This is a genomic window from Nonomuraea sp. NPDC003727 (genome assembly GCF_053586935.1).
In genome coordinates this window covers 56,386-68,327 of sequence record NZ_JBSFNE010000013.1, presented here as the reverse complement: position 1 = coordinate 68,327, position 11,942 = coordinate 56,386, and the positions used below count along the sequence as shown (strand labels likewise).

The following is an 11,942-nucleotide window of genomic DNA, read 5'->3' as shown; positions in this document are numbered from 1 at the left end:
AGATGACCGATATCAGCACCGACTACCAGCGCCTCCGGCGAGCCACCCTGTGGAGCGTCGCCGGGGGCGCCACCCTGCCCTGGTTGAGCCTGGTGGGGGCGGTGGGTGATCCCGCCCGGCCCGCCGTGTGGCGGCTGGTGGCGGTCGCGCTCCTCCTGGTCGTCTTCACCGTCTGCTACGTGCGCGGCGCCAGGACGGTGGTCCAGGGTGAGTACCCCCGCCGTGAGGTGCTCATCACCGCGGTGCTCGGGCTGATCGCCTTCGTGCTCATCCGCGAGCAGTTCATCCCCGCCGCGGGGATTCCCGTCGCGTGGGTGGCGCTGGCCGTCCTGCGCGTGTCCAAGCTGCGGGCGGTCCTGATCGGGCTGGGCGCGGTCGCGGTCTGCAGCGCGATCGTGCCGATGGGGGTGTTCTTCTACGCGCTGATGGGCGGGGTGGTGGGCTGGCTGAGCCGCTTCCAGTTCTGGTTCTGGACGGTGGTCAAGGCCGCCCATGACGGCAGGGAGGCCCTGACCAAGCTCGCCGTCACCGAGGAGCGGCTGCGCTTCTCGCGCGACATGCACGACATCGTCGGCCACAGCCTCTCGGCCATCGCGGTCAAGAGCGAGCTGGCCGCCCGACTGGCCACAGGGGAGGCGGCCAAGGAGATGATGGAGGTCAGGCGGCTGGCCAGGGACTCGCTCAAGGAGATCCGCGCGGTGGTGCGCGGCTACCGTACGGTCGATCTCGGCGCCGAGCTGCGCAGCGTCAGAGCGGTCCTGGAGGCGGCGGGCATCAGCTGCGCCCTCGAACTGCCGCAGGACGGCCTGAGCGAGGAGGTCAGCACGCTGCTGGCCTGGCTGGTACGCGAGAGCAGCACGAACGTGCTGCGCCACAGCGCCGCGACCGCCTGCCGGATCAGGGTGGCGGCCGGAGCCGGGGAGGTGGAGCTGACCGTGAGCAACGACAACCCCAAACCGTCCAGGGGTACGGCCGGCACCGGCCTCACCGGGATGAGCGAGCGGGTGGCCGCGCTCGGCGGCGTGCTGACGGCAGGGGAGAGCAAGGGAGAGTTCGTGGTGAGGGCGAGGATCCCCGCATGATCAAGGTGCTGCTGGCCGACGACGAGCACCTCATCCGTGAGGCGCTGGCCACGCTGCTCGGCCTCGAACCGGACATCGAGGTGGTCACCCAGGTCGGCAGGGGCGACCAGGTGGTGACCGCGGTCCGCGCGCACCGGCCCGACGTGATCGTCCTCGACATCGAGATGCCCGGCATGGACGGCCTGAGCGTCGCCGAGGCGCTGCCGGGGCAGGCCATCGTGATCCTCACCAGCTTCGGCCGTCCCGGCTATCTGCGCAGGGCGCTGGCGGCGGGGGTGCGCGGGTTCATCCCCAAGGACGCCTCGGCCAGCGAGCTGGCGGCGGCGATCAGGAAGGTGCGTGACGGCGGGCGCTACCTCGACCCGGAGATGGCGGCCTCGGCGATGATGGCGGGGGAGAACCCGCTGACCGATCGGGAGCGCCGGGCGCTCGAGCTGGCGGCCGCCGGGTCGCCGGTCAGCGAGATCGCCGCGGCCATGCACCTGACGGAGGGAACGGTCCGCAACTACCTGTCGAGCGCGATCACCAAACTCGGTGCGAGCAACCGAATCACCGCAATTCGGATGGCTCGGGACATGGGTTGGCTCTGACCGGGTAACCGTACTGATGGTTGGTGTGCCGATTATCACCCCGAGAGAGAGCATGACTACGTTGCGTGATTAGATGGCAGCGTGACCTGAGGAGGTGGCATGCGGGTCAAGGGTACGCCTGGAGCTCAGGTGGTGTACGTCGGGCAGCGGCTCGACGTGGGGACCGTGTCAGGGGTCCGGCCGCGTCTGCACGACGCGGTCGACTCGGGTCGCGGTGACCTGATCGTCGACCTCTCCCGGTTGGAGATGATCGATGCCACCGGCCTTGGCGTTCTCGTCGGCACGCATCGCCGCGCGCTGAGCGCGGATCGCCGCCTCGTTCTCCGGGGGGTGCCGCCGCGGATCATGCGGGTGCTTGCGGTGACTCGGCTGAATCGAGTGCTCCGCGTGGAAGCGCCGGCGGCCGCGGTGGCCTGAGATGACATCCGGCGGGATCGGGAGTACGCCGGAGGCCACACCATATCGGAGGGTGGAGCGCGATCAGCCGCGCTCTGCCCTCCCTCATGTCCGCCGTTCCGGATAATCCGGAAGGTGCCAATGAATGATTAGGAAAGACCGGAAATCGATCGCTGGAAGATATGGACAGCTGTGCGCACAAGCTCGTCCGTCTCGGGGGGTTGATCGGCCAGCACCCATTCGATGAGGAGCTCCTGCAGCGCTCCAATCAGCCCGAGCGCGAGCAGGTGCCGATCGAGGGGAGCCGAAGCCGGAAACGGTTGCGTCACGTCCTCGACGATGCGCGCGAAGGAGTCTATCGCCCGTTGTCGCGAGGCGGTCAGAACGTCGCCCGACCGCCGGACCTCCACATGCATGATGCGGGCTCGCCGCCAGTCGGCCGTGGCGAAGCCGATATAGGTGGTGATCCCGGCGCTGATGCGGGCCTCGAGCTGGGGCGGGGCGTCCTGAAGTGCCTTCGAGACCGCGGCCAGGGCCTCGTCGACGCAGCGCTCGTGCAGGGCTTGGAGGAGTTCCTCCCTGCCGCCGAAACACTCGTAGAAGGCGCGGTTGGAGATGCGCGCCTCCGTACACAGCCTTTCGATCGTCGTGGCGGCGAACCCCGGTTTCGCGTAGAGCGTGTACGCGGCCGCCATCAGCCGCTCCCGTCTGTCAGCCAGCCTTTGCTCGGCCGACATTCCCCGGTAAGACCGGTTCACTTTTCACCCATTCCTACATGATCGTGAGCCCCCAGAGCACACAATTATGGATGGATGATCGCAATCGGGAAAGAGCGTTTACATTAGCGCTTACGTCGGCCATGCAAAAAGGTCATCATCCTGATCAGTCGCTCAAGATCGTCAGGGCGGCGGCTGAAGGAGGTCGGAGGGAGATCACCGCGTTGGTCGCGGTCGCGCCGCCGCGCATGAGCCCGCCCAGGCGTCGCGCATCCCGGGGTCGGCGGGCGGCGTCGTCCACCGGCTTGCCGGTCCCCCGGTGGGCCGGCTCGGCCGGCGGCCTGCGGTGCAGAGCGGCCGGCGTCTGCGTTCGGCGGCCCGCCGAAGTCCTGCCGGAGCACGCGTGATGGACGGGCGGCCACCGGTGACCACGGTGGCCTCGGCCCGGCTTGCCGTACGGGAGGACCGGACAGCAGGACTGGAACGGACTAGAACAGGGTCGGGTTCTCGGGCTCGATGCCCCGGAGGGCGTCGTAGTCGAGGGTGACGCAGTCGATGCCGCGGTCGCCCGCCAGCACGCGGGCCTGCGGTTTGATCTCCTGGGCGGCGAAGACGCCCCGCACCGGGGCGATGAGCGGGTCGCGGTTGAGGAGTTCGAGGTAGCGGGTCAGCTGCTCGACCCCGTCGATCTCGCCGCGCCGCTTGATCTCCACGGCGACCGTCGCGCCCGCCGCGTCACGGCACAGGATGTCGACCGGCCCGATCGCCGTCATGTACTCCCTGCGGATCAGCGTGTAGCCCTCGCCCAGCGTGCTGATGTGCTCGGCCAGCAGCTCCTGCAGGTGCGCCTCGACGCCGTCCTTGATCAGCCCGGGGTCGACGCCCAGCTCGTGGGAGGAGTCGTGCAGGATCTCCTCCATCGTCAGCACCAGCTTCTCGCCGGTCTTGCCGTGGGTGACGGTCCAGACCTCGCCGTCCTCCTTGAGCTTGCACGGCGGGTTCATCCAGTTGAGCGGCTTGAACGCGCGGTCGTCGGCGTGGATGCTCACGCTTCCGTCCGCCTTGATGAGCACCAGCCGCGGCGCCATCGGCAGGTGTGCCGTGAGCCGCCCCATGTAATCCACGCTGCATCGCGCGATGACCAGCCGCATGACGGCCAACCCTACCGGCTCTGGAAAACTGGTCGCATGGCGTTCGAAATGGTGGGTGTGGTCGGCCTCGGCACGATGGGGGCCGGGATAGCGGAGGTCTTCGCCCGGGCGGGCATCCGGGTGACCGGCGTCGAGGCCGACGAGCAGGCGCTCGCCAGGGGGCGCGACCACCTGGACAGGTCCACGGGAAGGGCGCTCCAGAAGGGGAAGCTGACCCCGGCCGAGCGTGCGGAGATTCTCGGCAGGGTCACGCTGACCACCTCGCGCGCCGGCCTGCGCGACGCCGACCTGGTGATCGAGGCCGTCCCGGAGCGCATGGACGTCAAGGTCGCGCTGTTCACCGAGCTCGACGGTCTCTGCAAGCCCTCCACCGTCCTGGCCACCAACACCTCCTCGCTGTCGGTCACGGCGCTGGCCGCCGCCACCTCACGCCCCGACCGGGTGGTCGGCATGCACTTCTTCAACCCCGCCCCGGTCATGGGACTGGTCGAGGTGGTCGGCACCGTGGTCACCGCCCCCTGCCTCGTCTCCGAGATCGCCGACCTCGCCGTACGGCTGGGCAAGACACCGGTCACGGTGGGCGACCGGGCCGGCTTCGTGGTCAACCGGCTGCTGCTGCCGTACCTCAACCACGCGGTGACCCTGCTGGACCACGGCGTGGCCGGCCGCGACGACATCGACAACGCGATGAAGCTCGGCGTCGGCCTGCCGATGGGGCCGTTCGAGCTGCTCGACCTGATCGGCCTCGACACCGCCTGCGAGATCATGGGAGTGCTGTTCGAGGAGTCGCGCTCCGACCGGCACGTGCCCTCGCCCCTGCTGCGCTCCTACGTCGACGCCGGGCTGCTCGGGCGCAAGTCGGGCAGGGGCTTTCACGGCGGCCCTGCCGACGGTCAGCCCGAGAAGGCCGCCGCGCGGACCGTCCGCGTCGTCGGCCTGCCCGAGCTGGCCGACCGGCTCGCCGCGGCCGGGTTCAAGGACAGCGACGACCCCGATGTGATCCTCGTGGCGGGCGGCGCCGACCCCGGCTCGCCCAGGACCGTCCGCGTCCAGCTGACCGGGCAGGTGGCGCAGCTGGCCACCTCCGTCCTGACCGCGCAGGAGGCCGTGCTCGGCGCCCGCGACCTGCTGAAGATCGCCGGGTACACGCCGGTGCCGTGCAGGGACAGGGCCGGCCTGGTGATCGACGCCCTCCTGTTCGCCCACCTGAACGACGCGGTCGGCATGTACGAGTCCGGCTACGCCGCCATCGGTGACATCGACGCGGCGATGCGGCTGGGCTGCGGCTACCCCGCGGGGCCCTTCGAGCTGCTGGAGTCCGCCGGCCTGGCCACGGTACGCGACGGCCTGCGCGCCCTCTACGCCGAGCGGCGCTCGCCCTCCCTCGCCCCCGCCCCGCTGCTCGACCACCTCGTCACCGCCGGGTTGACGCGCTTCCCCCGCCCATGAGCCCTCGACGCGCCCGCCGGAAGGAGTCCTCCCGCCCGATCGGCTTCGCCAGCTCGACGGACCGGGTGGAGGAGTGGCCCGACGGGGAGTGGAAGGTCCGCATGCTCAGCGGCGCCTCCTCGGGCAAGAACTACCGCTGTCCCGGCTGCGACCAGGAGATCCGGCCGGGTCTTGCGCATATCGTGAGCTGGCCCAACTGGACGGGCGGCGACAGTGAACGCCGCCATTGGCACACCACCTGCTGGCGCAAGCGGCTCGACCGGGGCCCGGGGCGCAGCAGGTACTGAGGGAATCGAGGAGAACTGCTGTGGAGATCCGCGCGGCCACCGTCCTGCCCGCCAGGCGCGAGCCGATCGAGCTGCACACCGCCGACGGGCTGACCCTGGTCGGCGAGCTGGCCCTGCCCGCGGACAGGCCGCCGGTCGCGACGCTGGTGACCCTGCACCCGCTGCCCACCCACGGCGGGTTCATGGACAGCCACGTCTACAAGAAGGCGGCCAACCGGCTGCCCGCGCTGGCCGACCTGGCGGTCCTGCGCTTCAACACCAGGGGCACCTCCTCCGAACGCGGCACCTCGCAGGGCGCCTTCGACGGCGGCGAGGGGGAGCGCTACGACGTGGCGGCGGCGCTGGAGTACGCCGAGTTCCACGACCTGCCCCGCGTGTGGGTGGTCGGCTGGTCCTTCGGCACCGAGCTGACGCTGAAGTGGGCCCACGATCCGCTGGTGGAGGGCGCGATCCTGCTGTCGCCGCCGCTCAAGCGGGCCACGGACGACGATCTCGACGCCTGGGCCGCCTTCGGGCGTCCGCTGGTGGCGCTGGTGCCGGAGTTCGACGACTACCTGCGTCCCGAGGAGGCCAAGGAGAGGTTCGCCAGGGTGCCGGGGGCCGAGGTCATCGGGGTCGACGGGGCCAAGCACCTGTGGGTCGGCGAGCCGTACGTGCGGATCGTGCTGAACGAGATCGTCAAGCGGGTCAACCCGGCGGCCTACCCGCTGCCCACCGATCTGACCGGCTGAGGCTTCCGCGCGGCCCGCTCTCGTTCGGTCACGGCGAGGACGATCTGACGCCACGGGAGAAGCGGTCAGACCCTTGGCCGCATATCGGCACATGCCGCACGGTGATTGTCGGAGGGAACCGGGTTACCGTGAGGTGCGTGCAGCTCTACACGAGATCAGCGGGGACCGGCGTCCCCGTCGTCCTGCTCCACGCCTTCCCGCTCTCCTCGGCGATGTGGCTGGCCCAGCGCGAGGGCCTGGCCGCCACCTGCCGGGTCGTCACCCCCGACCTGCGCGGGTTCGGCGGCTCCAGGCTGGGCGACGACGAGCCCTCCCTCGACCTCATGGCCGACGACGTCGCCGCCATGCTCGACGGCGAGGGGATCGAGCGGGCCGTGATCGGCGGGCAGTCGATGGGCGGCTACGTGACGATGGCCTTCTGCAGGCGTCACCCCGACCGCGTGCTCGGCGTGATCCTCGCCGACACCAAGGCGAGCCAGGACACCGACCAGGCCAAGGACACCAGGGAGCGCATCGCGCGGCAGGTGGAGTCCGGCGGCACGGGCGTGCTGATCGAGGAGGTCCTGCCCGGCCTCATCGGCTCGACCACGAAGGAGCGCAGGGCGATGGTCTCCGGCAGGGTCCGGGGGCTCGTCCAGTCGGCGCCGCCAGGCGCGGTGGCGTGGGCGCAGCGGGCCATGGCGGGACGGCCCGACTCCTTCGACACCCTGGCCGCGCTCAAGGCCCCCGCCCTGGTGATCGTCGGTGAGGAGGACGGGCTCACCACCCGCGACGACGCCGAGGCGATGCTGCGGGCCGTACCGGACGGGCGGTTGACGGTGATCGAGCGGGCCGGCCACCTGAGCGCGGTCGAGCAGCCGGAGGCCTTCAACGCGGCCGTGGCCGCGTTCGTCAGCTCCGAGCTTGGCGAGGCAGCACGATCTCGCGGATGATCAGCGCGATCGCGGCGGCCACCGGGATGGCCAGCAGGGCGCCGACGATGCCCAGCAGGGCGCCGCCGAACAGCGCCGCGATCACGGTCACGGCGGGGGCCACGTCCACCGAGCGCTTCATGACGCGCGGGTAGATGAGGTAGTTCTCGACCTGCTGGTAGACGAGGAAGAAGATCGCGCACGCGATGCCGAGCGGCACCGACTGCAGGAACGCCACGCCGCTCACCAGCACCGCGCCGATCGTCGCGCCGACCAGCGGGATCAGGTCGGTGAGCGCGATCACCAGGGCCAGCGCCAGGGCGTAGCGCGCCCCCGCGACGGTCAGGAACGCCCAGCTCAGCACGCCCGCGATGACGGAGATGAGGATGTTGCCCGCCACGTAGCCGCCGATGCCGTCGAGGATCTCCTCGGTGATGGCGGCGGTCCTGGTACGGCGCGAGGCCGGCACGAGCTTGAGCAGGTACTCCTTGATCGAGTGCAGGGAGCCGAGGAAGTAGAGCATCAGCACCAGCAACGTCACACCGGTGAACACCCCGTCCAGGACCACCAGGCCCGCGCCGACCAGCCCGCCGGCGAGCGAGGGCGCGAGCGTGTCGGTGACGAACGCCGCCAGCTTCGGCAGGAGCTGGTAGTCGGCGTCCAGCTGCCTGAGCGTCGGGTTGGCGATGAGCTGGTCGAAGTAGCCGGGCACGGCGGCGATGAAGTCGGCCGACTCCTGGCTCACCGGCGGCACGATGGCCAGGCCGAACAGCGCGAACAGGACGATGACGCCGGCGAAGACGATCGAGATGGACGTGCGCCGCTTCATGCGCCGCCGCTGCAGCGCCTCGACGGCCGGATTGAGCCCCGCCGCCAGGAACATCGCCACCACGATGAGAATGATCACGCTCAGCGAGTTGGTGATCAGATGACCGATGGCGATCGCGGTCAGCACGCCGAGCCCGCCCACGAGACCGAACAGGAAAGGTCCCCGGGCCAGGGGCTTGCCCGGCATCCCGTACGGCAGCGCGCCGTCGACCTGGCTCCACCCCCCGGCCTGGGGCGCCCCCGGGTCCCCCGCGACCGTCGTGGCCGGGCTCGCCGCGGGTGCTGTGGTCGGTTCCGCCGCCGGGCTCGCCATGGCTGCTGTGGTCGGTGCCGCCGCCGGGTCCCCCGCGGCTGTCGTGGTCTGCTCCGCCGCCGGGGGGCCCTGCTCGGGGGACGCGGGTTCCTCGACGTCGGCGGTCACGATGGCTCCAGGGAAGTGGGGGGATCCGGTCAAGCCGTACACGGACAAGAAGAGAGCCTAGCGACCCAAGGTCACCAGGCTCTCTTCAGCCGTCGATCAGCCTCCGGATCGGGCTACTCCTGCCACCACTCCGAGTCGTCGTCCGCGGCCTGCGGCTTGGCGGCCGCAGCGGCGGGTGCGGGCGCGGGCGCGGGCGCCGGCTTCTCGCTGCCGTTGGACGCCGAAGGCGCCAGGGCCGGCTTCGGCGGGGCGGCGGTGACGGCCGGCTCGGGGTCCATGCCAGGAAGGGGCGCGCCGCCGAGCAGCTGGCGCAGCTGCGCGAGGTGGCTGGTGATGCTGTCACGCTGCCTGGTCAGCTCGTCGACCTGGCGCTGCATGCTGGTGCGGATGCGCTCGGCCTCGGCCTTGGCCTCGCTGACGATGTGCTCGGCGCTGGCCTTGGCCTCGGACGCGACCTGGTCGGCGTTCTTGCGGGCGTTGGCGACCAGCTGCTTGGCGTGGGTGTCGGCCTCGCGGCGGGTCTGCTCGGCCTGCTGGGTGGCCTTGGTGGCGCGGGACTCGGCGGTCGCCGCGCGCTGCTCGGCCTCGGCCACCAGCTTCTGGGTGGCGGCCTGCGCGGTCGCGTGGCGCTCGGCCTCCTGGCGCTCGGCCTCCTCGCGGCGGGAGGCGAGCTGGATCTCGAACTCGGCTTCGTCCTGGGCCCGCTTCGCCTCGGACTCCTCCAGCACCCGCTGGGCCTGGGCGCGCATCTCGTCGGCCTGGCGCTTGGCGGTGGTGAGGACCTCGTCGCGCTCCCGCTTGGTCGAGGCGCGCAGCTGGGCGACCTCGCGCTCGGTGGTGGTGCGCAGCTTGGCGATCTCACGCTCGGCGTCGGCGCGCTTCTCGGCCACCTCGTGGTCGGCGGTGGCACGCAGCTTGGCGGCCTCGCGCTCGGTGGTGTTGGTCAGCTCCTCGGCCTCGCGGCGGGCCGTCGAACGGATCTCCTCGGCCTCGCGCTCGGCGGTGGTGCGCAGGTCGTCGGCCTCCCGGGTGGCCTGGGCGCGCTTCTCGGCCGCCTCGCTCTCGGCGGCGGCGCGCAGGTCGGCGGCCTCGACCTTGGCGTGGGCCTTGATCTCGTTGGCCTCGGACCTGGCGGCCTGGACGAGCTCGGTGGCCTGCTCCTCGGCAAGGCGCAGGAGCTGCTCGATGCGGGCGCCGAGACCCGAGTAGGTGGGGCGCTCCTGCTCCTGCAGCTGCCGCTGGGAGTCGGACAGGTCGCGCTGCAGGCTGGTGACCTGCTCGCGGGACTGGCGCAGCTCGTTGTCGAGCTGCTTGAGGTGGTCGTGGACCTGGTGCCGGTCGTAACCACGGAGCACCACGTCGAACTCGCGCGCTGGGGCGTCCTCGAAGAAGTTGTTGAGCTGGGCGTCGATGTCGGACTGCATGGAGGCTCGATCCTGGGTTGTCGAGACGGCTACACGGGCCGGACGGGGGGTTCGGGACATCCGAGTCTGGAGCCTGCTCCTGGCAGCAGGCTCCATGTCCGGTGGTAGGCCAGCGTACTCCGCTGTTGCCGCCTTGGAGGCCCCGTCCAACTATCTGCGTTACTAGTTACATATGAACCTTTTTTGCGTTTACCGGGAGCCAGTTGCCTGAACCAGCTCCGTGAGCATTCCTCCCACGTCCTTGGGGTGCAGAAACGCGATCGAGGAACCCATTGATCCATGTCGAGGCCGCTCGTCCAGCAGCCTGACGCCTTTCGCGCTGATTTGTTGCATGGCGTCCGCTACGTCCGGGACACCGAATGCCACGTGATGGACGCCTTCGCCGCGCTTGGCGAGAAACTTCCCGACCGGGGAGTCCGGCGACAGCGGCTCGAGCAGCTGAATGTAGGAGCCGCCACCCTCACCGTCGGCGATGTGCAGCATCGCCTCCTTGACGCCCTGCTCCTCGTTGGTCTCGCGCGCCACGACCGTCAGCTCGAACGTCCGCTCGAACAGCGCGATCTTCTCCTCCAGATCGTGGCAGGCGATCCCGATGTGGTCGATGCGCATAAACACGTGTGATCCGCCTCCATGGTGGTCGCTCGGCTGTGCCGGATGGAATGGACTTCCCAGGGGGAGTGGCCCCCTGGGATGCGTTCCACACCGATGGGTATCGTGTCAAACGTCCCCTCGCGTGCACAGGAGGCCCGCTGCCATGTCTGGTTCCGTCATCGTCGCCGGAGCTCGCACTCCCATCGGACGCCTGCTCGGCGCCCTGTCCGGCCAGCAGGCCGTCGACCTGGGCGGCCTGGCGATCAAGGCCGCGCTCGAGCGCGCCGGAGTCTCACCCGAGCAGGTCGAGTACGTCATCATGGGCCAGGTGCTGCAGGCCGGCGCCGGGCAGATCCCCTCTCGCCAGGCCGCGGTCAAGGCCGGCATCCCGATGACCGTGCCGTCGGTGACCATCAACAAGGTCTGCCTGTCGGGCCTGGACGCCATCGCGATGGCCGACCAGCTGATCCGCGCGGGCGAGTTCGACATCGTCGTCGCGGGCGGCATGGAGTCCATGACCAACGCCCCGCACCTGCTGCCCGCCCTGCGCAAGGGCGTCAAGTACGGCGGCTCGCAGATCGTCGACTCGATGGCGCACGACGGCCTGTTCTGCGCCTTCGACCAGTGCGCCATGGGCGAGTCGACCGAGCGCTACAACGCCGGGCTCGGCATCGGCAGGGCCGAGCAGGACGAGTTCTCGGCCCGCTCCCACCAGCTGGCCGCCGCCGCCATCAAGAACGGCGTGTTCGACGACGAGATCGTCCCCGTCGAGATCCCCCAGCGGCGCGGCGAGCCCGTGGTCGTCAAGGACGACGAGGGCGTGCGCGGCGACACGACCGTGGAGACGCTGGCCAAGCTGCGGCCCGCCTTCGCCGCCGACGGGACCATCACCGCCGGGTCCGCCTCGCAGATCTCCGACGGCGCGTGCGCCGTGGTGGTCATGTCCAGGGCGAAGGCGGAGGAGCTGGGGCTGCCCTGGCTGGCCGAGATCGGCCGCCACGGCAACGTCGCCGGGCCCGACGCCTCGCTGCAGTCGCAGCCGGCCAACGCGATCAAGCACGCGCTCGCCAAGCAGGGGCTGTCGGTGGACGACCTCGACCTGGTGGAGATCAACGAGGCGTTCGCCAGCGTGGTGATCCAGTCGGCCAAGGAGCTCGGCCTGCCGTACGAGAAGGTGAACGTCAACGGCGGCGGCATCGCGCTGGGGCACCCGATCGGCGCCTCGGGCGCGCGGATCGTGCTGACGCTGGCGCACGAGCTGAAGCGGCGCGGCGGCGGGCTCGGCGCGGCGGGGCTGTGCGGAGGCGGCGGCCAGGGCGACGCCCTCATCATCCGCGTGCCGCAGAACGGCTGATCGGCCAGGAA

At 70.6% G+C, this 11,942-nt stretch carries 13 protein-coding genes; 8 read left to right on the top strand and 5 right to left on the bottom strand.

Annotation, left to right across the window (positions count from 1 at the left end):
* Positions 1 to 2 precede the first annotated feature (2 nt).
* The 3 genes from ACWDLG_RS30805 to ACWDLG_RS30795 all read left to right on the top strand — a co-directional run bounded on the left by ACWDLG_RS30805 (position 3) and on the right by ACWDLG_RS30795 (position 2,089).
* Positions 3 to 1,082, top strand: coding sequence for a sensor histidine kinase (locus tag ACWDLG_RS30805; protein WP_449926612.1), 1,080 nt, complete (start codon positions 3 to 5; stop codon positions 1,080 to 1,082).
* Positions 1,079 to 1,672, top strand: coding sequence for a response regulator transcription factor (locus ACWDLG_RS30800; RefSeq protein ID WP_449926609.1), 594 nt, complete (start codon positions 1,079 to 1,081; stop codon positions 1,670 to 1,672). The genes ACWDLG_RS30805 and ACWDLG_RS30800 overlap by 4 nt, the downstream gene beginning before the upstream one ends.
* A gap of 99 nt (positions 1,673 to 1,771) precedes the next feature.
* A complete protein-coding gene (locus tag ACWDLG_RS30795) occupies positions 1,772 to 2,089 on the top strand; it encodes an STAS domain-containing protein (protein ID WP_354917284.1) in 318 nt (105 codons plus the stop codon).
* Positions 2,090 to 2,217: 128 nt separating this feature from the next.
* Here ACWDLG_RS30795 and ACWDLG_RS30790 read toward each other — a convergent pair whose 3' ends face one another.
* Positions 2,218 to 2,763: a TetR/AcrR family transcriptional regulator gene (locus tag ACWDLG_RS30790; RefSeq protein WP_354917287.1), complete on the bottom strand. Its 546-nt coding sequence runs from the start codon at positions 2,761 to 2,763 to the stop codon at positions 2,218 to 2,220.
* 509 nt (positions 2,764 to 3,272) lie between these two features.
* A complete protein-coding gene (gene nucS, locus ACWDLG_RS30785; RefSeq protein ID WP_449926605.1) occupies positions 3,273 to 3,935 on the bottom strand; it encodes an endonuclease NucS in 663 nt (220 codons plus the stop codon).
* A 36-nt stretch (positions 3,936 to 3,971) separates the two neighbouring features.
* On the opposite strand from nucS, the gene ACWDLG_RS30780 reads away from it, so the two are divergent.
* The 4 genes from ACWDLG_RS30780 (at position 3,972) to ACWDLG_RS30765 (ending at position 7,334) form a co-directional block, all read left to right on the top strand.
* A complete protein-coding gene (locus tag ACWDLG_RS30780) occupies positions 3,972 to 5,384 on the top strand; it encodes a 3-hydroxyacyl-CoA dehydrogenase (RefSeq protein WP_449926602.1) in 1,413 nt (470 codons plus the stop codon).
* Positions 5,381 to 5,671: an ATP/GTP-binding protein gene (locus tag ACWDLG_RS30775; RefSeq protein ID WP_449926599.1), complete on the top strand. Its 291-nt coding sequence runs from the start codon at positions 5,381 to 5,383 to the stop codon at positions 5,669 to 5,671. Before ACWDLG_RS30780 ends, ACWDLG_RS30775 begins: the two co-directional genes overlap by 4 nt.
* Positions 5,672 to 5,691: 20 nt before the next feature.
* On the top strand, positions 5,692 to 6,402 hold the full coding sequence (locus ACWDLG_RS30770; protein ID WP_449926596.1) for an alpha/beta hydrolase: 711 nt from the start codon (positions 5,692 to 5,694) through the stop codon (positions 6,400 to 6,402).
* Positions 6,403 to 6,539: 137 nt separating this feature from the next.
* Positions 6,540 to 7,334 (top strand): alpha/beta fold hydrolase, encoded by a 795-nt coding sequence (locus ACWDLG_RS30765; protein ID WP_449926593.1) that lies wholly within the window; start codon positions 6,540 to 6,542, stop codon positions 7,332 to 7,334.
* On the opposite strand, the gene ACWDLG_RS30760 is transcribed toward ACWDLG_RS30765, so the two are convergent.
* The 3 genes from ACWDLG_RS30760 to mce all read right to left on the bottom strand — a co-directional run bounded on the left by ACWDLG_RS30760 (position 7,294) and on the right by mce (position 10,601).
* Entirely contained in the window at positions 7,294 to 8,562 is a 1,269-nt protein-coding gene (locus ACWDLG_RS30760; RefSeq protein ID WP_449926590.1) for an AI-2E family transporter, read from the bottom strand. The two genes, ACWDLG_RS30765 and ACWDLG_RS30760, sit on opposite strands and share 41 nt — an antisense overlap.
* Positions 8,563 to 8,675: 113 nt before the next feature.
* A complete protein-coding gene (locus ACWDLG_RS30755; protein WP_354917307.1) occupies positions 8,676 to 9,986 on the bottom strand; it encodes a DivIVA domain-containing protein in 1,311 nt (436 codons plus the stop codon).
* Between the two features lie 189 nt (positions 9,987 to 10,175).
* Entirely contained in the window at positions 10,176 to 10,601 is a 426-nt protein-coding gene (mce, locus tag ACWDLG_RS30750) for a methylmalonyl-CoA epimerase (RefSeq protein ID WP_354917310.1), read from the bottom strand.
* Between the two features lie 139 nt (positions 10,602 to 10,740).
* Between mce and ACWDLG_RS30745 the strand changes: the two genes are divergently transcribed.
* Positions 10,741 to 11,931 (top strand): acetyl-CoA C-acetyltransferase, encoded by a 1,191-nt coding sequence (locus tag ACWDLG_RS30745; RefSeq protein ID WP_354917314.1) that lies wholly within the window; start codon positions 10,741 to 10,743, stop codon positions 11,929 to 11,931.
* The last annotated feature ends 11 nt before the right edge of the window (positions 11,932 to 11,942 follow it).